Here is a 24,192-nt window from a genome sequence, read left to right on the forward strand (position 1 = left end):
GATGGAATTTTCGAACGTGCTCACATCTTACTTCTCGTCATTGGAAACAGATCCTTTGCAACCGCTTAACGAGCGCGTGATTTACGCTAATTTGAATACGTTTATTTCTATCACCGATTGGCTGAGATAAATTTACTTTTACATTTCATAACTTACAATAGCGCTTTTTGGACATGACAAACGACACACCGCCATGGGATCTGGATACAGAAGACAAAGCAAATATTGATGACTTATTAGCGAACTATATTTTGGATCAGGGGGACAAAGCACTCCGTCATACGCTTGATATAGCAGATAAGACAACTACACGGGCTTTTACTGTGCTGCTGTTCATGGTGCCGGTGACCAGTACAATTATCAGCTTTCTTATCACGGAACTACACAAAGGACCTCAGCAAACTTACCTGAACGTTGGATTTTTTTTGTTGTTAGTGATTGCTTGTTGTGTGAACTTGTTCTTTTTGATCAGACTGGTGTTTCCCAGGAATACCATGGTTGTTGGACGCGAGCCTAGAGATATAGCAGTGAAAAGTGTGTTGACACGGGAGTGTTCTTCACCTGATAAAGTATTGATCCTTAAAATTAATGAGATCAAAAACTGCCAGCATAGAATTAGTTACAACAAAAAACAAAATGCTGAACGGATAGAACGGTTCTCCCAGATTCTCAAATGGACCGGGATCACCGCTCTATTGTCCACAGCCGTCTACCTGCTTATCTTATGTCTTTAGGAAGCTCTGTGGTCGTTGGTTGGGGCTGATCCACCGGAATGTCCGGATACTCATCAGGAACAACTAGGCTAAAGGTTAATGCTGCTTTCATATAATCATTTTCTCGAAAATAATGAATCCCCAAGTTTAATGAAAGCTAAGTGTGTAAATGTTGATAAGTTTGAGTGATCGTGGATTTTGTTAATAACTAAATCTGTTCGTTTTCAATCCTTGTGAATACGCATGGGACGTTATCATCCGCTTGGCTCATTTGATTTGCTTTCCCGAATTGCAACTGAAATATTTTTGTATACAGATCGACTAAGACTCTTCGCTGTTAAAGGAAGGGACGGTTCATGCCGTTCACCCTGCTTTGTACTGAGCGAGATTTGATAAGCGGGGAAGAGGGAAAGGTTTCTGCCTGATCGGGTAGAAGCATTGGCTCAAGAACAAGACAGTTATTTTAACACATACATGAAATGGACGTGTTAAAATACTTAAATTTGTTGAGAGGAATATCAATGAGCAGAATTCGCATTCAAAATGTCGGTCCGGTTAGGGAAGGTTATCGGTCTAATGATGGGTGGCTTGACATCAGCAACATGACGGTCTTTATTGGTAATCAAGGGTCAGGGAAAAGTACAGTGGCAAAACTGATCTCTACGATGTCCTGGATTGAAAAGGCCTTGGTCAGGGGGGACTTTGGAAGCCAGGGACTTGACGCGCGGCAATTCAGAAGTCATGTCAGTTATCAGAATATCGAGCACTATCTCCGTCCGGATTCCATTATAGAGTACGAAGGGAGAGCTTATTTTATTTCTTATGTCCGTGGCGAAGTTACTTTTCAAAAAAATGAAGAGAACGGTTATGCTTTCCCCAAGATCATGTATGTTCCTTCCGAGCGTAATTTCCTGAGTTCTGTGAGAAATGTTGATGTTTTGAAAGGCCTGCCCTCCACGCTTTATACTTTCTCGGATGAATTCATCGCTGCCTTGGAAAGCCTCAGTGGGCAGGTGGATCTTCCTGTAAATGACGCGAAGTTTGAATACCAAGAACTTACCCGGACCTCCTATATCAGCGGAAGCGATTACCAAATCAACCTGACCCAGGCATCAAGTGGCTTTCAGTCATTCGTGCCTTTATATGTAGTTTCACACTATCTGGCGACTTCTCTTAACAAGAAAACAAGTCAGTCCACACAAGATCTGAGCATAGAAGAAAGTAAGCGGATCCGGCGCGAAATTGAAGATCTGTTCGCTAATCCGAACATCTCGGATGAAGTCAGGAAAGCGTCGCTCGAATATCTCTCAAGCCGTTTCAGTTATTCCTCTTTTGTCAATATCGTCGAGGAACCAGAACAAAACTTGTTCCCGTCCTCCCAGCAGCAGGTGTTGAACAGTTTGATTCGCTTTAAAAATATGCATGAACAGAATAAATTGGTGGTGACAACACATAGTCCCTATATCATCAATTTCCTGAGTATTGCGATCCAGGCAGGCTCATTGCTGAAAAGAGATATCCCAACAGAATTATTGGATAAAATCAAGCGGGTGGTACCTATAGAGTCCACCTTGAAAGCAGAGGAGGTGGCTGTGTATCAGTTTGATGAGCAAAGGGGAAGCATTTGTGATCTGCCGAACTTTGAAGGAATTCCTTCCGACAAAAATTATCTTAACCAGTTTTTATCAGCCGGTAACGAGGCATTTGATACTTTACTGGAGATTGAGCAGGAGCTATGAACATTGAATTCCTGACTTCCGAATGCAGGGAAGCAGCTCGTCATGATGAGGTTTTTGGTCTCTGCGACGACCAGAATAACACCAAGGCTTACAGTGATACGGAACACCCCGATCAGTGGATCGCCACCATTCTTAATCCAGATCACGTAGCTGTTGTCTTTACACCTCTGGATCATTGCATCAAAGCATTCAAGGAAGGCACTAAGGATGAGGAAAGTCTATGTGACGGCATGCTGACAACTGCATTGTGCCTTTACCTGGTTGAGCTAAAAGACCGAATGCATGCGGGATGGCAGCAGAAATCGACCGATCAGCTGGTTAATACTATTCAATTACTTCGTGCGAATCACGATCTAGCACCTTTTCGGTACAAAAAAGCATATCAATGTAATAAGCGGTTCTTGTCTTTCAAGGTGATCGATAATGAAGAAAATCTTCGGTTTTTCCGGACCTATGGATTCCGGATGGATAAACAAGGTGAAATTCCGGTGAAATGATGATTTAGTACTCATTGAATCTCTTTTCCACATTTACGCGCAACTTCAATCCAGAAATGGCGGTCTTCGATTACGATAGTTAAGTCCTCAAACTCAACTTTACGGCTTATGAAGACCTGGCAAATACGAGATCATGGACGCTTTTTGTATTTATGAACGATAGATCCATTCCCATTTGTTTAAATTCCTTTTGCGTTATTCGAATTTTCCTTTTACTTTCGAAAAGGAATCGAGCGCCCCAGTTGTGAGTGACTGAAACGCGAGATAAATCAATAACCGACAAGTCAAACAGCAAATTTTTGTTAAATCGCTGGCATGGTTGTCATTAAACACTCTCGACGACTGAAAAGTCCAGCAGCTATTAACAAGGGTTGCTATGAAACTTGAAATTACCAAAACTTGCGCGGATTCCTTACGCGCCTTCACTCAAAACAATTACGGCATTCAATTAAAATCCTCACATGCACATGAGCTTGTGTCAGCGTATTTTGGCTACAAGTCGCGTGCCGCGCTGATCGCGGACAAACAATGTCCTATTAGTAATCTACCGGATGCGGAGATCATCATTCTAAACCCCGCAACATCTCTGGTTGATCAACGCCTTTTATCCCTGGAAAACCTTCCGTCAGAACTTCCGTCCAGCAATATACTTGCGAAAGGCGTTTACGCACCTATCATCGCCGATGAACAATTTTCAGGGAGAGTATGGACAGGCTTTCAGGACCTAGCATTGACGCTTGTAGAGGAACGTGCAAAGGAGTTCAGGATGTTTGGAAAGAACATAAGAGAAATGGACTGGATTTCTCATGTTGATTTACAAACGATTCAATCCGGTGTCCGGATGTCCGTGATATTTGATTACCCAACCAATACGAATAATCCGCAAAGGTATTCCAAAGTAGAGATAGAGCTTTCCCGAGTCGCGGGTGGTATAGGTTATACAAAGCTTGAGGTCAAGCCTACTTTTTACTACGGGCATATGGCCGACCCAAATTTCCGGCTAAAACACGGTATTGATTAATTGTCGCGAGAAATTGAAAATCCACCTACCTCTATACAACGAAAATTTTTGGCTATCAGAGGTAGGCGGTTATTTTTGTTATTTGGAAAATCTATTGCAGATGATATAATGCTTCGTTTCCGTGCTTCTTAATGTGGAAGCTCGTGAGTGAGCGGCTTTAACCCATTATCATTCAATGGAACGGATGCTTCTATTTGTTTACTTTTGCAGGGACAACAATTGCATGCGATGGAAAATCACACAATTCATCTTGCCGGTAGAATAGATCAAATCGTCAGGGACTACTTTGCTGTCAACCGAAAGGTAGATATCGAGCTGGCTAAAAATTTGATGCCGCTCTTTATTATGAAAGGCATTTTTGCAAAAGACCACAGGGCAGGAAAACCGATAAGAGATTTTATCCGCCTACTTGACGAAAATGATGCTTTACACCTGATACCCTACTGTAAAGTCATACGGAAGGCGAAAAACCGTAACTGGTATTTCGAGCGTGCTTCAGGGAATTAGATCGAAATATTTAAGTATTGTCTCAATAACTCGATCATGTCATGGCGGTGCTTATTGCATAGGTCGTCATTCCAGTGAGGGCTTCTATAAATGATGTCTAATTTTAATGATTCCAGTTTCCCATCCTCTTTTTTATTAAGGAATTGTTTACGCTTGACGTTGTATTCTTTGTTGCCAAATTCGGAATTGATGCTTCGGGTAACCAATGCAAGGTTACCGAAAGTATCCAGATACGTGGAACTGACGCCATTAAAATCCTGAGGCAGGCGTTTCTGCGGTGACACATGTTCTATCGAGTTTTTTGCAGTGAAACGGAAGTTACTCCAATCCTGATGGTCTGTCCGTTTTAGAAACCATAAGACAAATTCCAGTTTATAAAACCAGTAATGTGCAAAACCTGTTCCATCAGCATTCATTAAAATTTCCAGCCTGAATTCCGGAGCAGGGGAGGGAATCTTTGCATCCAGTAATTGCCAGGTCCGAATGCCAGCGTCTTCTTCTTTCTTCCCTGTACTGTACAGGTAGTTGTCCAACTTGCGAAGATAACGATAGTGCGCTCCTTCATCATTGGATTTAAGCATTTCCATCAACATAGGTGTCAACCAGTATTGCGTGGTTATCTGTTGGGTATGGTAAAGCATGCTTTGTAAAAGTGCAAAGTCTTCGACTTCCTTTGTTTTCTCACGCAGATGAAAATAGGTTTTACTGCCATAGTCCCTGTTTTTCCTCACCAGCCTTTTGAGCAAGTGGACCTCTTCATTGGGAGCGATCGTCACCCATTTGATGATATGCCGGTCAAAGCAGACCCGCACTTCGAACAATAGCCTAAGAAAGTCCAATGCCTCTTCCTCGTTCATCTCCTTCAGAGTGGCCTTGAAACTCTGCAGCAGTTCCTTTTCGTTGATCCGCGTGATATCTTCCTTGCCACGGCGTTTGCGATGGATTCGTAAGGTGTGTTGCAGCAACTGCGGGAAAGATAATATGCTCCTGACGGCTTCGAAAGCGTCTTCCGTCGTTTCGGGATGCTCTTCAAACTCCACCTTACGCTTTTGTGAAATGTGCTTGGGCTTGTAGCTGTCAATGATTTCGGAAAGCCTTAAGGGCTTGGCAGAGATATCCTCTTCGCTCATCATGCTTAAGATTTGATTGAAGTCATACCGGCCTGTTCCCTCATGGTAGAATTTCGCGACGGAAGAACCTGCTTCCAGTCGTAACGCTCGTTCCACGTATGTATTCATGTCGGCACAGGCATCCCAAAGCTTGCCGTAATTGATCCGCAACGTTTTACTGCGCACAATCTTACTAAGCAGAGAGGCTTTCAGGATCTCATGGTGCTGTAGCTGCATCCCCCGATTATTTATCACCTCGAAAAGCTTATTCAGATGTGCTGAATTTGGCACTAAAGAAACAATCAACTTGACTCGGTGACATACAAAGTTTCGGAAATCACTAAGGCGTCGCTGTCTGCCGCAAATTTCTTCTCAATGAAGCCCTGTATCTGTATCTTGGCTTCAACAATTCTTGCCAAGCTGCCATACTCGATGTTCTCATCCATTGCCGGCGTGATGGTCTTATTGTTCAGAGATGCTTCAAAGTAGGCTTTGACCTCCTCCCGGATGGAAAATCTGAGCCTTGACTGTTTGCCTAAAGAAGTAAATTCGCTCAGTTCACCACCAAGAATAAGGCTGAGCAGCCACAATGTGGTAAAACGTTGCTGCCCGTCGATCAGGTCATAGCAGTCCTCGTCGTCTGATTTTTTTACAATGAGCACGCTGCCCAGATAGAAAAGATTCCTATCCTCTTTACACGCCTGAAAAAAATCTGTCAGCAGCATATTGACTTGTTCATGGGTCCAAACGTACAATCTTTGGTACCGGGGAATGTTAAATACCGCCTTGGAACCAATGATGTCCTTGACCGAAACTAAAGTGGAATGAACGCTATTTTTCATGAAGCCAATGTTTGCGGTATGTGAAATCTGATTTTTTCTTCTGGAAATAGGCGACGACTCTGTTGCGGTAACGACCGCGAACGTTGTCATCACTTAACTTCCTAATACCTTTGTAGACCGCTTCTTTTTCAGGTATTGACGTAATAAAGTCAAATATTTCTACGGGACTGTAGGCATAAGCAATAACATCAAGTAAATTATGAGCGGGACTCTTGAGTAAAAGTTGTGCGGATTCCTTTTTAATCAACTTTTGCCCCATACGGATGCTTCCAATCAAATAGTCCAGGTGATAGGCAAATTTGAGGATGCGGTCATCTTCAAAATTATCAAAGTACATCATGACGGCCAGCTTAAACAGATTCCGAAGATAAACGGACATGTCTTCCGAATACACCTTATTGTAAAATCGAAAAAGCTCATGAAGGGCTTCGCTTCGGTTTTCATTCGGTTCAAAAAGTAAGCTGTGGAGGCTGTTGTATTTTTGGGTATAATGAAAGAAATGCAAACCTTTGAAGATGGGCTGACGCAGATTGAAGGGGAAAAATTCCGGATTGCTGCTGATAAGGCTGCTGGTGATGTTTTCAAACGATCCATCCTCGGCATACCTTCGGCTGACGGCCCTGCGGTTATACACGTTTGCAAAAAGCGGGTATTCATTCCGGTGTGCCGCATTTTCCGTTTGTTCCTGAAAAGTGGCAAGCACCCGGGGTTTATTTTCAAAGGCAACATTCTTGCTTCGCCAGGTGCGCGCGCGATACAAATACCTGTAGAAGAGCTCATGCAAGAAGTTTTCCTTTTTTTTTCTGCCGGCCGCTTTTTCCCATAATACGGCGCAACGTTCCTGCAAGCTTTCCGAAGAAATTTCCCGTAGGTGATATGCTTTCAAAAAGTCGGTCGCATCAAGCCCGATCCCCCGGTTGTTCTGGGTGTCGAAAAACTGGAAAGAATCGTCTTGAGAGTAGGTTATCACCTGCGTAAACTCCAGTTTTCGGAAAATGTCTTTTGCTGCCAGACGGTCTAGCAGCGCTTTTTGATCTTTGGCGAAGTCAGCGGTTTCCTTGATGGCCTTGAACGACAAATGTGATTTGAATTCGATGTCCTGTTTGGATGAAAGGGTCTCCTCAACGGTTTTCTTGAGAATTAATAAGGTAGTTATACGTTGCTGTCCATCGATTATTTCGTAGGCTTTCTCTTTATGGTCATAAAAAAATAAGACAGATCCCATGTAATAGGGAGATGAAGAATTTTGGGTGAGGAAGTAGTCTTCCAAGTCAGCAAGCAGTTCTGCAGTTTTCGCTTTTCCCCATTCGTAAGGCCGCTGATATTCGGGAATAATAATCTTGTCTTTGCCGGCAAAAATGCCAGGAAGGCTGGTTACATTAACTCTTATTGGTCTGGCCGGAGCACTCATGAATTTGTGTCAGTTTAAGATGCGCAGTGGTAACGCGATGAAGATAGTTTTTACCTGCATTACCCGCAATATAAATGTGTCATTGGCTGGGTAGTCACCTGATGAATTTGCGGCCTCGGCAGCACCTATTGAATGATTTTAATTATGGCTGTTCCTAGTTTTTTCTAATCAGCTCCTGCACCCCAACCATCATCCAGACCCGAGTTCTTTTGCTGTACGGCCTTGCAAGGACACTGTAATACGTTGTTTTTCACAACAGCTCGAATCTTTCCGCCGCATGCGCTGTAGGAATGAGCTAATTCCCTCGGCGGTATCAAGACTCGTCACAGTTTCTTTATGAGTGATAATCTTGTTATCTGATTGCACTGCGAGATGCTTACTTAGGTAATGTTATCTAACACAGGGTCTTTAGACAAGCTATTCTACACTTTTGTCACGCGTACCGATTGACTTGATTTATTATGATTGCCGCTCATCGTCGATTGCCTCGTGGTTGGTAGGCCGCAATCATAAACTGTTCCAGAATCAGCGTAAGGCGTTCATGACTAAGCTGATCGCGAATTTCCCCTTGAAACATAGAATAGACCTCGCCAAAATTGTAAAGGCTAGTTTTGACGGCAGGGTGCTGTTCTCTCAATAACTGGTAAAGATAACTGTTGCCGGCAGCCTTCAACTGGCACTCCCTGCGAAGCCGTACATTGAAATTACCCCAAATTCCTTCTTTGGAAGTTTGTCCCACGTACAATATGATGTTATTAGCATGATGAATATAGACGCCGGAATCTTTTATATAAGTACCCAGTTGCCTACCGTACCAGCTCTCGTTTTCGGCAGCAATACTTAATGGGATACCCTTTGCAAAGATTTCTTCTTTTGCAGGAATAGCAATTTCGATCTGCATGATTTGCATGAATAAATGTTTGAATAAAAGTATTATACGACGGCAGGTTAAGTTAAATGCTTAGTCATCTATAGGGCGAGCAGGGTCGAATCACCTTCGAGTTTTTACACAGGCGCCAAGCCAAAACAGCTGAATAAATTCCGTTGCTCACCCTATGAGCAGCAACCCCGTTAAGTTCAGTGAGAAGAACCCAGAAGCCTGTCCAAGGGACTGGCGAACCAATCTCTTTAAATGTTCGCCACCGTTTGGCTGGAGAGTAATCCCAAAGAGAAATTATCAGCAGCCTCGTGCAGAAGCCTTGTTTTCAATACCTCTAGCAACGTTTCCTCATGGTTCTCTTGGATCATCGTTTCTAGTTGCAGTCCGTCCCACAAATCATGAACGCCGTCCGTGCAAACTATGATGAGGTCGGAGTGCGGAGAAAAGACCGTCTCGTGAAAATCCGCTGCAGCTGATTTACTGTCTCCGCTTATAGATCGGGTCACGACATGCTTATAGCGCGAGAGTCGTTCTGCAGCCGTGATGGAACCGCTTTGGCGCAACTCATTCGCCAGAGTATGTGCACTGGATTCGAATATCAGCTTGCCGCCTCTAAAATGAAATATTTTAACGTCGCCCACCCAGTAGAAGAGGGCTTGGCGGTCCTTTAAGATGACGCCTCCGAGGGCGGCACCCATTTGGATAGATCGCTCTGCATTTTTTTGCCGGATTGCCAAATTTGACTTATTGATTGCTTTTTGAATATGATAAGCACCAATCGTTGAGACAGTGGATAAATATGTTTCCATGTTTTCTGCAATCATTCGGGCGGCTAGATCTCCATTTCCGTAACCGCCCATGCCGTCGATGATCGAAAAAAAGTAGGTATTTTGCTCAAAAAAACGTTCTAGGACCAAGTCTTCATTAGTCTGCCGTTTCCCCTTATGTGATATCTGTTGTGCCCTCATTTACCGCCCGTTGCCTGGATTGTTGCTCCTCCGTGTTTCGTCACACGAGGACGAGTTTTTATTTTCAGTGGCTTTGCCGAAATGCCACGATCGGTAGCTTTAGTTGCCCACAAGAAACCTTCTCCGGGTACCAGCGAGCTCATATCAGCGGGTGTTAAGGAGGATAGCTGGGTAACAGACTTTTGAATGTGTTTCAACCATTGCGGGCTGTTGAACTTGTGTAAAAGAACCATTGAGCTTAGTTCAATAATTTCGTTTGGCAAGCTAGGCGGATCTTGACTGGCGATCATGATACTGACACCTTTATGCCGCATTTCCCGGATCGCCGTTACAATATTACCGGTCAGTTCCTTATTATCCATATACTTATGAGCCTCATCAAAGACAATAAATTTGTTAAAATGTACGCCATTCAAATTTTTGACCGCCGAAAATATATTCAGCATGATAACAAAGAGGCCTAAGGCTTCATCCTTAACGATAAATTCATCCCTTAAATCGACGATAATCAACCGTCCGGGCTTAAGCACATCTCTTAATGTCAGGCTATCATCAACATATTCTCTCGCAAAGCTTAATTTCTGACGGGCCAGAGCTTTTTGTGTGTTGGTTAGTAACAACGAGTCCTCAACGCTTTGTGTTATTCCCTCCAGAGTTAACTCCCGCCTTAATTCTTTCATGATTGCTTTCAATTGCTTAATGTAAGTGGAGTCGTTACCAATAGCACCCAAGAGGAACATCCAATCCTGAACACTTAGCTCTCTTGAATTGAATGCGATGGGCAATACTTCCAAGGAAGGGTACTCCGTTCGCCGCTCGTCAAGTTTATCTTTAGGCGTGAGAATAATAACGTCGTCTATACTGGTAGGGCTTGCGCCATATCGGTCTTTCAGCAGCTGCAACTCCCGCTGTTTATCATTAGGACGCGTCATCGAGGTAAATTCCGGTTCATAATCCATGCTCTCGCTATAATGGAAAATTACCCCTGCCAAAGGCGCTGGCAGCGTATTTAAATTTCTGATAGGCTTTAAAACCATTTCCGATATAGTTCCTATAGTGTAACTTTTTCCGCCGCCCTGTACGCCGAATAAGCTGATCGTATTCGTCTCGCTTAGGTCCATTGCAATCTTCTTACCATGGATGCTTTCGCCAAGTATGCCGTATTGTGCGCTGTCGGAGGTTTTGCCGATCAGGATATCAAATTGGGGTGCTTCAATACCCTCGGGCGTCTCAGCGATTCCCGTGAATTGATCTTTTGTAATTTCTTGCTGGGACTGGTCTATGGACCAGGGGGCATCAGCTTCCTGGTCGTGATCATCCGGGATGCTGATAACCGGGATGACCCGCCCATCTTTCGGTTCAGGAAATGACGGCTTGACTTTTTCTTGCGCTTGAGCATCCCAGGATCCCGCTTTAAGTCTTTGCATGAACGGTTTTAAACGTGTGCTGCTTCCAAGTGCCTGCCCGAGTTCCTCATCCAGTTCGTGGTCTTCCAAGCGACGGGTGTTTAGGTCCGAGTTGGCATCGAGGATGTCGTCAATCAGCTTTCTACCAAACAGAAAGAAAGTCAATTCATGGTCTACTACCTCTTTAAGATGTTTTTTTTCCGCAGAGTAATTGAAAATCAGGCCGAGCTGTTTAAAGGATAGATGAAATCCTTCGTCCAGGGTTTGGAGAAAACCTTGGTAACTGGCGTAGGCGTTTTCACTCAAAAATTCATACCGGTAAGCTCTCTCCATATAAAAGGTAAGAAGCGATTTAAACTCCTTGTTCTTCAGTTCACGATCAAGTCTGTCGAATGATAAATGATGCTCCGGATCGAAATGGAAGCGCAGTGCATGGATAGTGTTTTCTATCTGCTCTCTCATTTTAATTTTTAACTCGGATAGTTCAGAACCGATCAGACTTTTTCTGCATTTAATTTCAATTACCGTGATGTTGATTGAACGGGTTTCCGGGTCAATAGAAACCAAAAGATTGTCCGCCCGGCTTTTGCTTTCGCTTTGAAGATTTTCAAAGAGATTGTGGTGCAGGTCAATTGGAATAAAAAAAGACTCCTCCAGAAACCCCTTTTTCTCGAGGACCCTTTTGGTGAACGCAGATCCTATAACTTCAAACGCTTTGTTTTTGGACGAATTGAGTTGCAACGCCAACGAGCTTGATATAGATCTGATGTCCTCCAAAAGCATTTTTACACGCTCTTCATCTTCAGCGCGATACACATCAACGCCAAATTCCTCAAAGTGGGGGCCTAACAAACCCAAAATCTCCGAGGTGGGGCGCGTTGTCAGATATGCTGATATGCCTGCCATATCCTCGCCCGGAACGTAATCAAGAAGAAATGGAATTTTTCCGCCTTTAGAGGGCCGGTCAAAGATTTGTGGTCCCATGTTCTTATCAAACGTTACTACCCAGTCTGAATAATCATGCAAGTGCGTCAACAATACTTTGTCTTTGTCATTCAACCGCAATTGAGTTGAGGGTATTGATTCCGTCGGTTTTGATGCCAAAGCGCCAGCAATGAAACTTTGCAGATTGTAAAACAGGGATATACCGAGCGGTTCAGCCTGAAGTCGAGCGCTCCCCCGGTTCGTTCCTAAAATATAACGGTTCCATTGGATTTCGCTGCCACTATCCTCCACATTCACCGTCGGTGTTACCAGAAGGCCGTTTAAATAAAAATTTCGATCGGTTCTGTATGGTTTTACCAGCTCTATAGTCAAGGGAAAGGGACTCACCAGGAAGCTCAGATGCGAGGTGAATTGACCGGGCGATTTGAGATAGTCTGTAATGTTGTTGATAGAAAACCGGAGCTTTGGAAATAGTCGGTTTGCAGATGGCTGTGCAAACGCTTCGGCTTCTTCGGAAATGTTGGATTCCGGGTTAATCAATGCTTTCAGTGCGCCTCCATGTTCAATGATCTTGTCGTCTCCTTTAAAGATTCTGACTTCATATTTGATGTTCTCGAAATTCAGCTGCTTTTCGAGTTCAATCAAAGCTTGTGTAAAAATGGCTCCATCCCCAGCATTGAATAGGTTGACGATCAGTTTGTCGGTGTAAGCATGCTGTGCTAAATAATTTTTGATATGCTTAATCACAAGCCCCGCGCTAACGTCTGTCTCAACAAAGTTCTCGCTCGTAATGTTGAATAGCTGCCGAAAGTAGATTTTGAGTTGTCTGGAGATGGAAGTCATGCCGTTGTCTGATTCTTCCGTAAGTACATTTAAGTATAAGCCCCAGCCATAAGCAAGCTCTCCGGTATAATGATATGCTTTGAAAGTCGCCGGTTCAACAAATACCAACGGATTGAGTGCAGGAGACAGCTGCCCGGCGAAAAGGTCTGCCAGATTATTCTGCCAGGATGATTGAAAGGCAGGATGTTCGAGCGTTCTTTTTTCCCACTTTTCGAATAAGTCCAGCAATTCTACCCACCAAGCCAGACGAAGTGGGTGCAAAGGGGACAGTAGATAAGCATCTGTAGGTTTGCCATCCGGCAAGGTCGTTTTGATTTTAACCAAATCGAGTGCCTGAACTTCCGTGATCACATCCTGAAGGTTGGACTCATTCCGCTCATGCTGGCTTTCTTCCTGTATCTGCTTTCCCAAGTGTGACGTCCATTCCTGAAACTCATGAACGTAGTTCTTGATCAGTTCCGAGAAATTAAATACGTCTGCTGTTTCAAGAACACCATTTTTCTGCCCATTCGATTGGGCGATCTTTTCAAAAAGTGCAGCGCGGAGGTCCTGCAAGCTTTCCGGAATAAGCGAACCGAGTGCGCTTGGTTGAAATTGAATGCTCTGAAAACCCAACGCTGAAGAATTGCTCTTCAGCACAGCCTTAATTTGACCGAATTGCCGCTTGTTTTGCAGCAACAGATCTTCGATGATCCGAAGCTTTGAAGACAGGTTGATCTGGTAGTTATGCTTCTCCGAATAGTTAATATAGAAAGTCGATGTATGTTTGGTCAGGTCAGCGATCCAAAGGTTTGATGCCTGCGATGCTTTTGGCAGTGGGGCATTCAGCCCGGCTTTCAACTTTTCGATACGATACTTGAAATAAGCTTGTAAGACATTGCTCAACTTGTCTTTTCGGTCATTTTCGCCTTTGTCTGGATTGTCTTCGATAACGTAGTAAAAGTCTTCAGTGTCGCTTGTTAATTTGTAGTTGAAGGAGCTCTTAAGGGTACTTGGATTTTCTTTGGTAACCTGTTCCCAAGCTTCCTGAATATCCGGGTTTTTAAAGTTGTCGTTGGCATTTAGAATATTTCCGTGTTCATCCTCCGCCCAAATCTTAAGAAAATACGAACCTTCATCCAGTAGGTTTGGGCTCAAATCCACTGTCACATCGCGCGATTTGCTTATGGCCGTGGTGTTTTTCACTTTTTTTAAGACCTGAATTTCCTCACCCGCGCCGCCGTTCACCGCCATCAGCGTAATTTTGAAGTAGTGAAGATTAGGAATGTCTTTGGGGCTCCGGTTAAAGCTGAATCTCACCTTAACCTTAGCTACGGCGGCACCTTGTGCCTTCAGTACCTGCTTCCCGTCTTCAATGACGAAGTCACTTGATGTTAATGTGTCGGCATAAATCTGAATTTGATTGTTGTCGAGATCTGGTATCTTCCAGTTAGCAAAGTTCAGCCTTGGATATTGCTCGAAAATAATTTGGCAAATTTCGGAAGTGCTTTTTGCTTGCTTTTGCGCTTTGATAAAGTCGACTAGGTCTTTTTGAATGGTGTTTACTTCAAGTGGCAGTTCTGCAATCCGGTCATATAACGGCTTGTTAAAGGAGCTGAGCAGATTTGCACTCTGGGAATTAAAATTTAGACGGGAACGGATCTTACCTTCATTGTCGAGTAGAGCAGCATCGGGCAGCAGATCCAGTTTATATAGCTGATTACCGATCGCCTCCTTTGAATAACCAGTATGTTCTAACGATAACAGATAAGAAATAACATTGGCGTCCGGGCAGGATTTGCCCAAATAGCCCAATATTTCTGTCCGGATTACGGTTGAAAATTCCAAAGGAATATCCTTCAGGAGTTGTCTTTTGAGTTCCGGTTCGATGCCCTCCAAAGAAATTTCCTTAAACGTAGCGTTGCCATAAGAATCTTCAGCAGCGGTGCGACTGTTAGAAGGAATAAGCACCAGAAGCGGAGCATCCTGCTTGTTCCTTAGTTCTATGAGTTTTGTTGCTGTAATGTACTTTGCATCTGCTGTGCTTTCATCGGCAATGATGAAGGTGTCAATTGTAGGATACCGTTCCTGTATGAGTGTCCAAAGAACCAACAGTTCTTTGGAGCCCAACCCGGTAATTTTCATACAGTGACCGGGAATAGCTTTACTCAGATCGTCATGGTATAATTCCAGTATCAGTTCGATTATACGGGTATAATAAGTCGTAATTGTTGTCGTCATGCGTGTCTACAAAGTATTTAATTCATAACGTGGACGAATCCGTTGCAAGATATAAGCATCGCTCAGGTCATTGTAAAAGCCGATTTGCCGAAGTTTGGATTTGAACGCTTCCACGTTGTCTTTGAAAGCCAGGTAAGTATTCAAGTCCGCATCTTTAAATTTATCTTCCGACAACCCATTAATAATTAAGCCATATCGATCTTTTATTTTCTGCATAAGTTCTTCGATGGAAAGGCTTTTGGTGTAAAACTTCTTTCCGTCCGAGTCTAAAACGAGTATTTGAACGAGCGTCTCCAGTAAACGGGTGCCCAGTACAAATCGCCTAGGATGCTTGCGGCTTCTACCTTGTGCCAAAAAGCCCCGTTCATTGTTTTTCTGGCATAGATTATCTAACAGTTGGAGGTGATACCGATACTGGTAATTTCCCCGAACCTTGACAATGAGTTCCATATATCGATCAAAGTAGGTGTCCTCGTACTTAACCATGTCACTCATTAAAACTTTATCCTCAGCATCGAGCGTAGCATAAAGATTGTCCCATAACGTTTCAAAATAAATGTCAAAGTCAGGTGTCTTTTCTTTAAGTAAGCGTAACGCGGGAGCCAGGTGATTAGAATTATTTTTATCCAGTTTAAGCCTTTTTAGCGCAGCATTTATCTGGAAGGTAGCCCGAATATAATCATAGATATTATTGTTAAGCTTTTCCACGTCAGCCGCTGCAATCCTTGCAACCTTGCTTTCAAAATCATCTGTGACATCGACAACCACACTCCAGTTTGGTCTTACGGCATCACTGCCCCCTTGGATCATTGCCGGTAGTGTAAAAACGAGTTTTTGTAAGTATATGGACAAGTGAAAAGAGGTGATCGTCTTCAAATAATCAATCAATACATTCCGAGGGATTAACGATTTGTACACCAGGAGCCTTCTCACATCATCACAGTAAAGTTCCGCTTGCTCGTTGAGTAATGGACGAATCTGGTTCAAGTTGGAATTACTGTCCAGAAACCCGGGATTTACGTTTTTGATGATTTGCAGCAGTCCGAGACTATCTACATCAAGTTGGGTATTCGGTTGTATCTGGCTCTTCACTTTGTCCCAACCCTCGAGCAGAAAGCTTTTCAGATCCTCCCTAACCTTGGGATTTGCACTCAGCATAAGGTATACTTGATCCGACGTGCTGTAATCCCTCGTATTCGCAGGATTACGCACGCGGTAACTTTCCAAGTGAATCGGGCGGAGAGATGAAATTTTCTCTTTATCTAAGTTGCCCCGGTTCACCATATTCACCAAGTTACTTCTGATCCATAATTCAACGGCTTCCGGATGTTCACTAAAACCAGTAATGGCGCCATCTTTCTCTTGTTTGGCAAATACACGTTTTAGTGTCTCCAAGTCAATAAAAGAATTTGCGCCGGCGCGGGCCCGTTGCTTTGGTCTGCCTCCATCATGCCGGAGCAACATGAATAAGTTGACCAGTATGTTGTCAATATTTACCGCTTTGGCATCAGCGGTGTAAATCAGTTCATTGCGGAATAAACCATCATCTTTATTTAGCTTTATTGCCATCGGTGTTATAGGTCTAGGGTTTCAACATGGAGACGTTCCTGCTCGTCTTTGCTGATTTTATAGAATTTAAGGTTATCGCCCGTCACAACGACCTCTGTATAATTGAGGTTTTCCAGCAGGTTTTTGAAAATAATCAGTTCTATAAACTTTCCGCGAAGGTCGTTTAAGGAAGGACTGAAGCCGTGCTGAATGAAAAACAGCATTTCGTATAGATCCAGCGAAATGGTCAGTTTAATATGTTTCTCGACTTTATGCCGGAATGTTAAGCTGTCCGGCTCATATTCCAGATACTTCACCAAATGGTCTGTTCGGTTGACGAAAAGCTCAAAATTGGAAAGGGAAAACAGACGGAAAGATTTGCTAAAGGGGTCACGTATATCGGTGGAGGCCAGCACGAGATAGTTCCTGTCGATATTCGGATTATCGCAGCCCTCGTTTAATGATATTGCTCTAGATATACTTTCTTTTATTCCTGTAGCAAATCCGCCGTCTGTCAGAACCCGAACAAAGCGGAATACGGATTGATAGGGTAGGCGTAACAGATGTGAGGGAAAAGGGGTAGTCTCGCTGCCGGGATTGCTCAGGTTGTCCGATGAGGTTAACAGTTCCGATCTGCCTTCAAAGTACTGATGGCGAATGAAAGCTTTCTGAATATCCCGAATTCGCTTAATTAATTCTTGATCCTGCTCATGTGTAGGCACCCAAATTTTATGCTCATTAAATTCATCCAGCAGATTGTATTGACGATCTGAAAACTCTAAATAATCGGCGCTTTTGTGATGGCCAAAAAACAAGTCGCGGTCGCGGCCAGGAATGGCCACCTCTCCGATGTCTGTTTCACGAAGCAAGCTGATCAGGCGATCCTGGTTGCCTGAATCATTAATTGCGGGATTCGTAATGTTGAAATAATAATACTGCCAGTGCTCTACAGGGTCATCCGGGCTACTGCTGTAGAGCGCTTCAATGTCTGCACATCCAAAATCCCGGCTGATGGTAAAAGCTATAAACGACCGTAAATCACGCATAGTCAAATGAAGCTCTCTTTTTAAACTGGCCGTTTTTAAAAGCCATTCTAACCTGGAGATCACTTCTTCACCGGAAGCCGGGTCATTTAAGGACTCGACATTGTACTTAACAAAACACCGTTCTGACAAGCTGCAATCTGTACATTTGGACCAAAGCTCTTTTTGTGTAAGCACTTTTATTTGCTTTCGGAAAAGGCTCGGTTCAAGGTGATCCTGCGCGGTTGCCGAACGCAAGTTCAAATTGATGATCATCAGACCGGTTGGCAGGTCATAATGCCCCTCGTTATAAAAATAGTTTTCGATCGTGTCGCCTAGCTTGGAATGCTTGGCTGTTGTTTTCAAGAACTCGACTAACCGACCCTCGTTAACCGCAATAATACGGCCTTGCCGCGCGTCCGAATAACGCTCGAGTTCTTCGAAAGGGGCAAAGAACTGCTCCAGCACCTCGTTGTTTGCCCGTTCGTCTTCGTCCTGCGATCCGTCATAATTACTTTCAAAGGGTACGCCGTCGATGGTAAACATTGCACCGTTTTTATGCGGGTGTTTCGTAAAGCCTCTGATAGTCTCGTGTTGTTCTATTCGTTTGATAAATGCCGTCTTCCCGTCTCCGGCGTTGCCGGTGATGATCACCAGCTTGTACTTGCCATCTAGAATGTCAGGCAGTAATTTTTTATCCAGCTTCGAATGAATATAGGTCTGCCTGTCGAAGGGGGTGGTGTGCTCGCTGGCCCGGGTTCCGAAGTTGCCGTTTTTCGACTGGCTGTACAGGGAGTTCAAATAAGTAAGAAAATCACCTTCGCTGGGCGTGGCCAGACCAGGCAGGTGCTCTTCTTGCGTTTGCGCCAAGATACCGTCTTCGCCGATTGCCTGTAATGCCGTTAACATTTCCATCGCATCCGCATAGCGTCCTGCACCGTTTGGGTTGATACCTTTATACAAGAAATCTGCAAATTGCTTGGAGATGCGGGGTTCTATGTCCTTAGGATACCTGGGCATCATACTGAGCCTAGGGGTTTTGCTCGGCGACCAAGGATACTGCTTGCAAGTGAGCTCATACAGGGTTACGCCAAGGGCAAACGTATCGGCGGACTTGTCCCAGTTTACCTTATAGCCACTGGTGATCAGATCTGGAGCGAGGTAAGGGTTTGTGCCGACGAAATCTTTGTTTGCGTCAACGAATGAAGCTACATTAAAATCGATAAGCACAAACCGTTTTTCATTATCCCAGATGATATTGTGCGGCTTGATGTCTCGATGCAGGATCGGTTTGCTCAGCTTTTGCATCGAAACCAATGCTTGAAGAATGTCCAATGCCACTTGGTATACGCGGTAGATAGGGAGTTTGGCATCAGTGCGTGTATAGGCACTGAGATTTTCTCCGTCTAGGTATTCCATCACGGTATAAAACTGGCCGCTCGGCGCTTCATCATTCCAAACAAACTTAACAATGTTCGGATGGTTGAGCTCGATCAAAGCCTTATATTCATCAATCACCGAGTTTGCGTTTACGCTTTCGTGAAAGAGTTTGAGGGTATAGTACTTATCCTGAAGCCGGTGCTTCACTTTGAAGACTCTTGAATAGCCTCCTCTGCCCAGCACCTGATGAATGACGTAGACACCCAGTCGATCGCCTTCCTTGAGCTCGTTCGGGTCAAATGGCGTATTAACTTCCCGGACAAGCGCTTTCGCGGCCGGGAGGGCGGTGTCCTTTTCCCGTAAGGCTTCGTCTATAAATTCTTCAACTTGTTCAATGCTGTCCAGGCGTTTGAAATCATCTGTCAGGATAGTTTTATCACACAATTCATCGAGCCATTTGGGCAGTGCCTTGTTAAGGCTGCTTGGAAGCTTTTCTAACGGAAGTTTACCTCCCATTTTGTCCAGCTCGTAAGGTGTTCTGAACGGTTCTTCACCAGTAAACAACCAGTACGCCAGTACGCCCAGTGAGTAGATGTCGGAAGCTCGTGACGCATCACCCACAGTCAGTTCAAGAGGGTGGTAGGGGGTCGCATTCGATTCGGTGATCGTCGGCATTACGGTGTAACCCTCTTGGTTGTGGTCCGTGAAATAAGATTTACCAAAGTTTCCGAGATACGCATAACCACTACTCATATAGATGTTATCCGGATTAATATCCCTGTGAAAAATGTTCTCTCTGTGTGCTTCTTTCAGCGCAGCCATTACATTTCGCAGGATATTGATTTTTTCCTGAAAGGTAAACGTTTTAGATCTAGCCTCTGCACGAAGAGAATTTTCATCTAAAAAATCGGAAATCTCGTAGAATAAATGGTTTTCCTCATCAATCTTAAATTCAACATTCAGGATGAAGGGTTTCGCCTTAATCTTGTGCAAGGCTTTATACTGGTTTTTAATCGCTTCTTCCCTCCGAAGAAGTTCCTGCTGGGATAAGCCGGCAACCTGTAAGGAAAATTCTTTTACCCTTTTCCTAATAGATGAGGTAACGCCTTTGGGTTTGACGAGATATTCAGTGAAATTCGGTTCCTGTTGAAGGACTTCAATAATTTCGTAGCCTTCGACCTCCCGTTTCTCATTGGGTTTTTTTTGGCTCTGCGTGCCGTCCAAATATTGAACGATAGATTTACAGATATCTTCTATTTCGTCCGCTTCTTTCCCGACCTGCCCTGGATCAATCAGGTAATGCAGCAACTGCTCATTTAATTGAAAGGTGAGCTTGCCCGCTTCCTGCCAGAGCGAGGGCGCAAAAGCATTGGGAAAAGATAGCGTAACCATGTTTTGTATCCAGGCTTTCCCCCAGGAAGGGTCATGCTCTTTTAGCTTCGACGCCAAAATGGCTGTCTTCTGTCTGCCTGTTTTTAACGGATTGGGCTTTTGCCGGTCATTCAAGTACCAGTAATTGTCATCACCTTCGATTCGCCCTTTCCAATCTTTATTTTCAATATTATATATAGCGTGAGGCGTTACGACAATTAGATCATACTCCCAATACTGGGTGCGTTGGTTTCTCGGGTTGGTGGACGCAATCTCGACATTGGGTATCAGAAAGAAAGTATCTGGAAGATTTACTTCCAAATAATCAAGCAGGCGTTTCTCTCCACCATTGACCACCGAGTCGAAGTAGGGCGGTTTTATGATTCTTGCCATGATTCTATTTCTGTTTCGACTTGTTGTATGGCATCTTGTTCTAAAAAACAGGCTTCGCTCAACTTATTCATTGAAGCTTTGACTTTTTCAGTTATTTCCTCAAAAAGAGATTCGATTACTGGTACACAAAAATTCGAGATTTGATTGTTGTCGATATGCTTCTGCACGCTTCCAAATTCTAACGTCTTTAATAATTTTTGTCCCACGGAAGTTTTTAGAAAGCAAAAGATGTATTCATTGTAGTTCTTTCGGGCATTTGGCACAATACGCACTAAATTGTTTGTTGCAGATACGCCATCCAAGAAATCAGTAATGTAAGATACATAACCAATTGTTCCAGCATCTTGAATTGCAATCCATCCCTCTTTCAAAATATAATTACTAATATTTTTCATCTTTCTGGACAAATGATTTTCCGAAACTGGATAGTGAGATAGAAGGTCAGAGCCACTGAAAAAGGGAATTCCGTTTTCAGCTTTTTCGGTCCGTATTCTCTTAAAAATTCCTGGAGTAAAAACTTCTTTGGATAGCTCTTTTATAGTGTATGTTGGAATGCCATTTTTCGCTACCTCATCATAAAATTTTTGAATAGAATTGGTGTTGAAAGTTGCTTCTAACCTTGAGTTGTGAGCTGTTCTAGACTTAATATTCGTAATATAAATCTTGTCGAAAATAACTGTTGGAAGAGCACTTTCTAATGATGTTACGGCGTCTTTTATTAATACATTAGCTTCTACGCGTAAGTTAGATGATTTAATGATTAAGTCGTTAATTAGCTTTTGCTTACTTTCTGGTAAGATAGGGATCGGTATATCTTTAATATGGTGAGGCTCTATATGTTTGACAACGCCACCGTAACTTGATTGTGTAATTAAACCGTAACCGTATCGTGAGGCCAAAAATGCATAGAGATAGCCGCGTTTGATTTCTTTCTCAGCAGGGTTGATGCGAACAAGATCGTCTGTCCCGATCTTGCCATCGTGATTCGCTGTAGTGTAAAATACTTTACCCAAAGTTCCCGAGCGAGTTATTAAAATCCAGTTGGCTCTTAATTCTAACTCGGCTAAGTGAGGTGAATGCTTTTTCGAAACATATTTTCCGGATTCAAGCTCTAGTTTAAATAGATCAGAAGCGGAGTAAAAAATATGACCGAAGTCCTTCGATTGAACATATACGCGTTTGTGAATATTTCCTTTGAACAACTCGAAGGATTCTGCACTTAGAGTTGTTAAACGATATGGACAAGTATGTTCTAGAATACGTCTGGTCGAAACCCCATCACTTAAATGAAAAGATGCATCCAGTCTCACTCCAGTTTTTATGACCCAGTTGCTGCTTACTTGAATGACTTTCATTTTTTTTCCTGGATCGATTCCAAAAAAGCCGAGCAAATTTTTGGAAGGTCGTCATCTAATAGTCTTAATTTCTCTTTCCTAGTTTTGAGGTCAAGGCTGCCATCTCTTTTACGAATCACATATTGAGTTTCGAAGTCGAAAAGTATTTCTGATCCGTCATCGTCTCGCATATAAATTGGATTACCTCGACGGTCCTTTCCCAATTTCTCGGCAACTGCCATAAATACAGCATAGTCTTCACCTCTCTCCTGGGATAATTGTCTTTCTAACTCCGTCTTCTTTTGAAGAAAGAGTAAAGATGCTTGAACTCCTACTTGCGGTAAGAATGCTTCCACAGCTAAATCCACGGATGCCAAAATCTTAAATTTATCTAAAATCCATTCCCTGACTGGGAATGTGTTGGGATTGCCTAAAATTCCGTCTGGTAGAACAATAGCCATTTTCCCCCCTGGTTTCAAATAATCGTAGCAAGCTTCTATAAAGAGAACCTCTGGTGCATCGCTGTACTTCGAAAGGAAGTATTGCTTCGCAATTTCTGGTTCAACCTTGACCTTTGCACCAAAAGGAGGATTAGTAAACACTAGATCAAACTTCCCTCTTGCATCATTTTTGTGACCCTCCTTCACGTCCTTCAAAGTCAACAAACTCTTTTCAATGGCCGATTGGATTTTTTCTATTTCTTCAGGATGCTCCCAATTAGGATAGGCGAGGGAATTAACGTGAAAGATATTTGCATGACCATCACCAGCCATAACCATATTCATTCGAGCCGCTTTCTTCAAATCCGGATCAAAATCAAAACCGAAGATGCTATTTTCTGCATATTTCTTTACTCGCTCGTTAACCTCTTTAGAATTGAACTTTTCGGATAGGAGAGGTCCAGATAAATTTGGGTACAATTGCGATGCAATCTGTCGACGTACATGGTCCAGTACCATTACGAGGAAACCACCAGAACCGCAGGCTGGGTCGAGTATCCGATCATTCTCGGTGGGTTGCATCATCTCCACCATAGCTTTAATAATGTTCCGCGGAGTGAAAAATTGCCCGGCCTCTTGTTTTAGTGTATTGCTTACAATTGTCTCATAAGCCATGCCTTTCACATCAACTGACGCATCTAAAAACGAATATTTTGAAAGTTCAGCTGCAATAAAAGCTATGCCTTTGTCTGTTAATCCGATGGCTTCATTTCCATCAAAAACTTCAGAAAAGATTTCGTCTCTTTTTAACTCTTCGAAGATACCTTTTATCCTCTTGGCTACCGCTCTCCGGCCATCTTCAGTGTTCTGCTCTTTTACACCAACCCAAAACTTACGACGAAAGCTTTCATCAGAGAACATAAACTTCCTCTTTTCATCATAAAGTTTACAAAAGATCAAGTTTAACAGCTGCCAAAAAGCATCTTTCTTACGTCCCTCATTACCGTAAATATAGTCATGTGAACGCTTGAAAACTTTCATTAACGAATCATTGGCTGGCTTTTTACTAGAAGAGCGATCGGCTCGATCAATGTCGTCAAGACTTTCACCTTCTCCCGGAAAGTCCGACAAATCCACAAACTCGAAGTCAAATCCCATTGCATCGTCCTCCTTTTGCAAGTAGTGATAACTCGATCCGTTCGCCCATAAGCCAAATTCACAACTTTCGACAGCTGCCATTGCATTTTCAAGTGCCGCTCTTACTCCCTTTTGCTTGTCGTTCTCTTTGACTTTGTCATCCTGCACTATGCAAATCCGAATGATATATTCCTGTTGATGCGGTTTGCTTTTTTCGAATATGACAAGATCTATTTTCTGCTTTCTTTGTTTTCCCGATTCGGGGTCAGTAAAAAGTATGGAGTAATCACGTGCCATATCCGCTAAGTCAAAGCCGTATTCTTCATTTAGCATGAGAATCACAGATTGGAGATTTAGCTCTTGCGCTTTGACTTTTTTTATTTCGTTAGTTAGAATGCAAACCAGTTGGTTATCTTCTAATATTATATCTTCCTGTTCTAAACTTTCGATCGACATTAATAATTTA

16 protein-coding genes are annotated in these 24,192 nt (G+C 43.2%); 6 read left to right on the forward strand and 10 right to left on the reverse strand.

Going from position 1 to position 24,192, the window contains the following annotated elements:
• Position 1: 1 nt before the first annotated feature.
• From GPM24_RS22330 to GPM24_RS19690, 6 genes are all read left to right on the forward strand, one after another.
• Positions 2-130, forward strand: a complete 129-nt coding sequence (locus GPM24_RS22330; protein ID WP_255459137.1) for a hypothetical protein — start codon at positions 2-4, stop codon at positions 128-130.
• A gap of 43 nt (positions 131-173) precedes the next feature.
• The gene (locus GPM24_RS19670) at positions 174-734 is read left to right on the forward strand and encodes a hypothetical protein (protein WP_158828988.1); all 561 of its coding nucleotides are present in this window, start codon (positions 174-176) and stop codon (positions 732-734) included.
• A 500-nt stretch (positions 735-1,234) separates the two neighbouring features.
• Positions 1,235-2,452, forward strand: a complete 1,218-nt coding sequence (locus GPM24_RS19675; protein ID WP_158828990.1) for an ATP-binding protein — start codon at positions 1,235-1,237, stop codon at positions 2,450-2,452.
• Positions 2,449-2,949, forward strand: a complete 501-nt coding sequence (locus tag GPM24_RS19680; protein WP_158828992.1) for a hypothetical protein — start codon at positions 2,449-2,451, stop codon at positions 2,947-2,949. Before GPM24_RS19675 ends, GPM24_RS19680 begins: the two co-directional genes overlap by 4 nt.
• A gap of 376 nt (positions 2,950-3,325) precedes the next feature.
• On the forward strand, positions 3,326-3,970 hold the full coding sequence (locus GPM24_RS19685) for a hypothetical protein (RefSeq protein ID WP_158828994.1): 645 nt from the start codon (positions 3,326-3,328) through the stop codon (positions 3,968-3,970).
• Positions 3,971-4,117: 147 nt separating this feature from the next.
• Entirely contained in the window at positions 4,118-4,477 is a 360-nt protein-coding gene (locus tag GPM24_RS19690; RefSeq protein ID WP_158828996.1) for a hypothetical protein, read from the forward strand.
• On the opposite strand, the gene GPM24_RS19695 is transcribed toward GPM24_RS19690, so the two are convergent.
• The 10 genes from GPM24_RS19695 to mads2 all read right to left on the reverse strand — a co-directional run bounded on the left by GPM24_RS19695 (position 4,474) and on the right by mads2 (position 24,182).
• Positions 4,474-5,823, reverse strand: a complete 1,350-nt coding sequence (locus GPM24_RS19695; RefSeq protein WP_158828998.1) for an HNH endonuclease family protein — start codon at positions 5,821-5,823, stop codon at positions 4,474-4,476. The genes GPM24_RS19690 and GPM24_RS19695 overlap by 4 nt on opposite strands.
• A 65-nt stretch (positions 5,824-5,888) precedes the next feature.
• A complete protein-coding gene (locus tag GPM24_RS19700) occupies positions 5,889-6,428 on the reverse strand; it encodes a DUF262 domain-containing protein (RefSeq protein ID WP_158829000.1) in 540 nt (179 codons plus the stop codon).
• Complete coding sequence (locus GPM24_RS19705; RefSeq protein ID WP_158829002.1) at positions 6,418-7,839, reverse strand: DUF262 domain-containing protein; 1,422 nt, start codon at positions 7,837-7,839, stop codon at positions 6,418-6,420. The genes GPM24_RS19700 and GPM24_RS19705 overlap by 11 nt, the downstream gene beginning before the upstream one ends.
• A 472-nt stretch (positions 7,840-8,311) precedes the next feature.
• Positions 8,312-8,749, reverse strand: a complete 438-nt coding sequence (locus tag GPM24_RS19710; protein WP_158829004.1) for a hypothetical protein — start codon at positions 8,747-8,749, stop codon at positions 8,312-8,314.
• A gap of 218 nt (positions 8,750-8,967) precedes the next feature.
• A complete protein-coding gene (locus GPM24_RS19715) occupies positions 8,968-9,687 on the reverse strand; it encodes a PP2C family protein-serine/threonine phosphatase (protein ID WP_158829006.1) in 720 nt (239 codons plus the stop codon).
• Entirely contained in the window at positions 9,684-15,005 is a 5,322-nt protein-coding gene (gene mads8, locus GPM24_RS19720; RefSeq protein WP_158829008.1) for a methylation-associated defense system ATP-binding protein MAD8, read from the reverse strand. Before mads8 ends, GPM24_RS19715 begins: the two co-directional genes overlap by 4 nt.
• Positions 15,006-15,107: 102 nt before the next feature.
• Positions 15,108-16,670 (reverse strand): methylation-associated defense system protein MAD7, encoded by a 1,563-nt coding sequence (mads7, locus tag GPM24_RS19725; RefSeq protein ID WP_158829010.1) that lies wholly within the window; start codon positions 16,668-16,670, stop codon positions 15,108-15,110.
• A 5-nt stretch (positions 16,671-16,675) separates the two neighbouring features.
• Complete coding sequence (gene mads6, locus GPM24_RS19730; RefSeq protein WP_158829012.1) at positions 16,676-20,815, reverse strand: methylation-associated defense system protein kinase MAD6; 4,140 nt, start codon at positions 20,813-20,815, stop codon at positions 16,676-16,678.
• Positions 20,800-22,170, reverse strand: a complete 1,371-nt coding sequence (gene mads5 / locus GPM24_RS19735) for a methylation-associated defense system restriction endonuclease subunit S MAD5 (RefSeq protein ID WP_158829014.1) — start codon at positions 22,168-22,170, stop codon at positions 20,800-20,802. Before mads5 ends, mads6 begins: the two co-directional genes overlap by 16 nt.
• Entirely contained in the window at positions 22,167-24,182 is a 2,016-nt protein-coding gene (mads2, locus tag GPM24_RS19740) for a methylation-associated defense system DNA methyltransferase MAD2 (protein ID WP_158829016.1), read from the reverse strand. The genes mads5 and mads2 overlap by 4 nt, the downstream gene beginning before the upstream one ends.
• Positions 24,183-24,192: the final 10 nt, after the last annotated feature.

The organism is Mucilaginibacter lacusdianchii, from assembly GCF_009770985.1.
In the GTDB taxonomy this organism is placed as follows: domain Bacteria; phylum Bacteroidota; class Bacteroidia; order Sphingobacteriales; family Sphingobacteriaceae; genus Mucilaginibacter; species Mucilaginibacter lacusdianchii.

Bases quoted from the DNA above. Each gene is read 5' to 3' on its own strand.
- GPM24_RS22330 (WP_255459137.1), top strand. From the start codon at position 2: ATGGAATTTTCGAACGTGCTCACATCTTACTTCTCGTCATTGGAAACA.
- GPM24_RS19670 (WP_158828988.1), top strand. From the start codon at position 174: ATGACAAACGACACACCGCCATGGGATCTGGATACAGAAGACAAAGCA.
- GPM24_RS19675 (WP_158828990.1), top strand. From the start codon at position 1,235: ATGAGCAGAATTCGCATTCAAAATGTCGGTCCGGTTAGGGAAGGTTAT.
- GPM24_RS19680 (WP_158828992.1), top strand. From the start codon at position 2,449: ATGAACATTGAATTCCTGACTTCCGAATGCAGGGAAGCAGCTCGTCAT.
- GPM24_RS19685 (WP_158828994.1), top strand. From the start codon at position 3,326: ATGAAACTTGAAATTACCAAAACTTGCGCGGATTCCTTACGCGCCTTC.
- GPM24_RS19695 (WP_158828998.1), bottom strand. From the start codon at position 5,823: ATGCAGCTACAGCACCATGAGATCCTGAAAGCCTCTCTGCTTAGTAAG.
- GPM24_RS19700 (WP_158829000.1), bottom strand. From the start codon at position 6,428: ATGAAAAATAGCGTTCATTCCACTTTAGTTTCGGTCAAGGACATCATT.
- GPM24_RS19705 (WP_158829002.1), bottom strand. From the start codon at position 7,839: ATGAGTGCTCCGGCCAGACCAATAAGAGTTAATGTAACCAGCCTTCCT.
- GPM24_RS19710 (WP_158829004.1), bottom strand. From the start codon at position 8,749: ATGCAAATCATGCAGATCGAAATTGCTATTCCTGCAAAAGAAGAAATC.
- GPM24_RS19715 (WP_158829006.1), bottom strand. From the start codon at position 9,687: ATGAGGGCACAACAGATATCACATAAGGGGAAACGGCAGACTAATGAA.
- mads8 (WP_158829008.1), bottom strand. From the start codon at position 15,005: ATGAAAATTACCGGGTTGGGCTCCAAAGAACTGTTGGTTCTTTGGACA.
- mads7 (WP_158829010.1), bottom strand. From the start codon at position 16,670: ATGGCAATAAAGCTAAATAAAGATGATGGTTTATTCCGCAATGAACTG.
- mads6 (WP_158829012.1), bottom strand. From the start codon at position 20,815: ATGGCAAGAATCATAAAACCGCCCTACTTCGACTCGGTGGTCAATGGT.
- mads5 (WP_158829014.1), bottom strand. From the start codon at position 22,170: ATGAAAGTCATTCAAGTAAGCAGCAACTGGGTCATAAAAACTGGAGTG.
- mads2 (WP_158829016.1), bottom strand. From the start codon at position 24,182: ATGTCGATCGAAAGTTTAGAACAGGAAGATATAATATTAGAAGATAAC.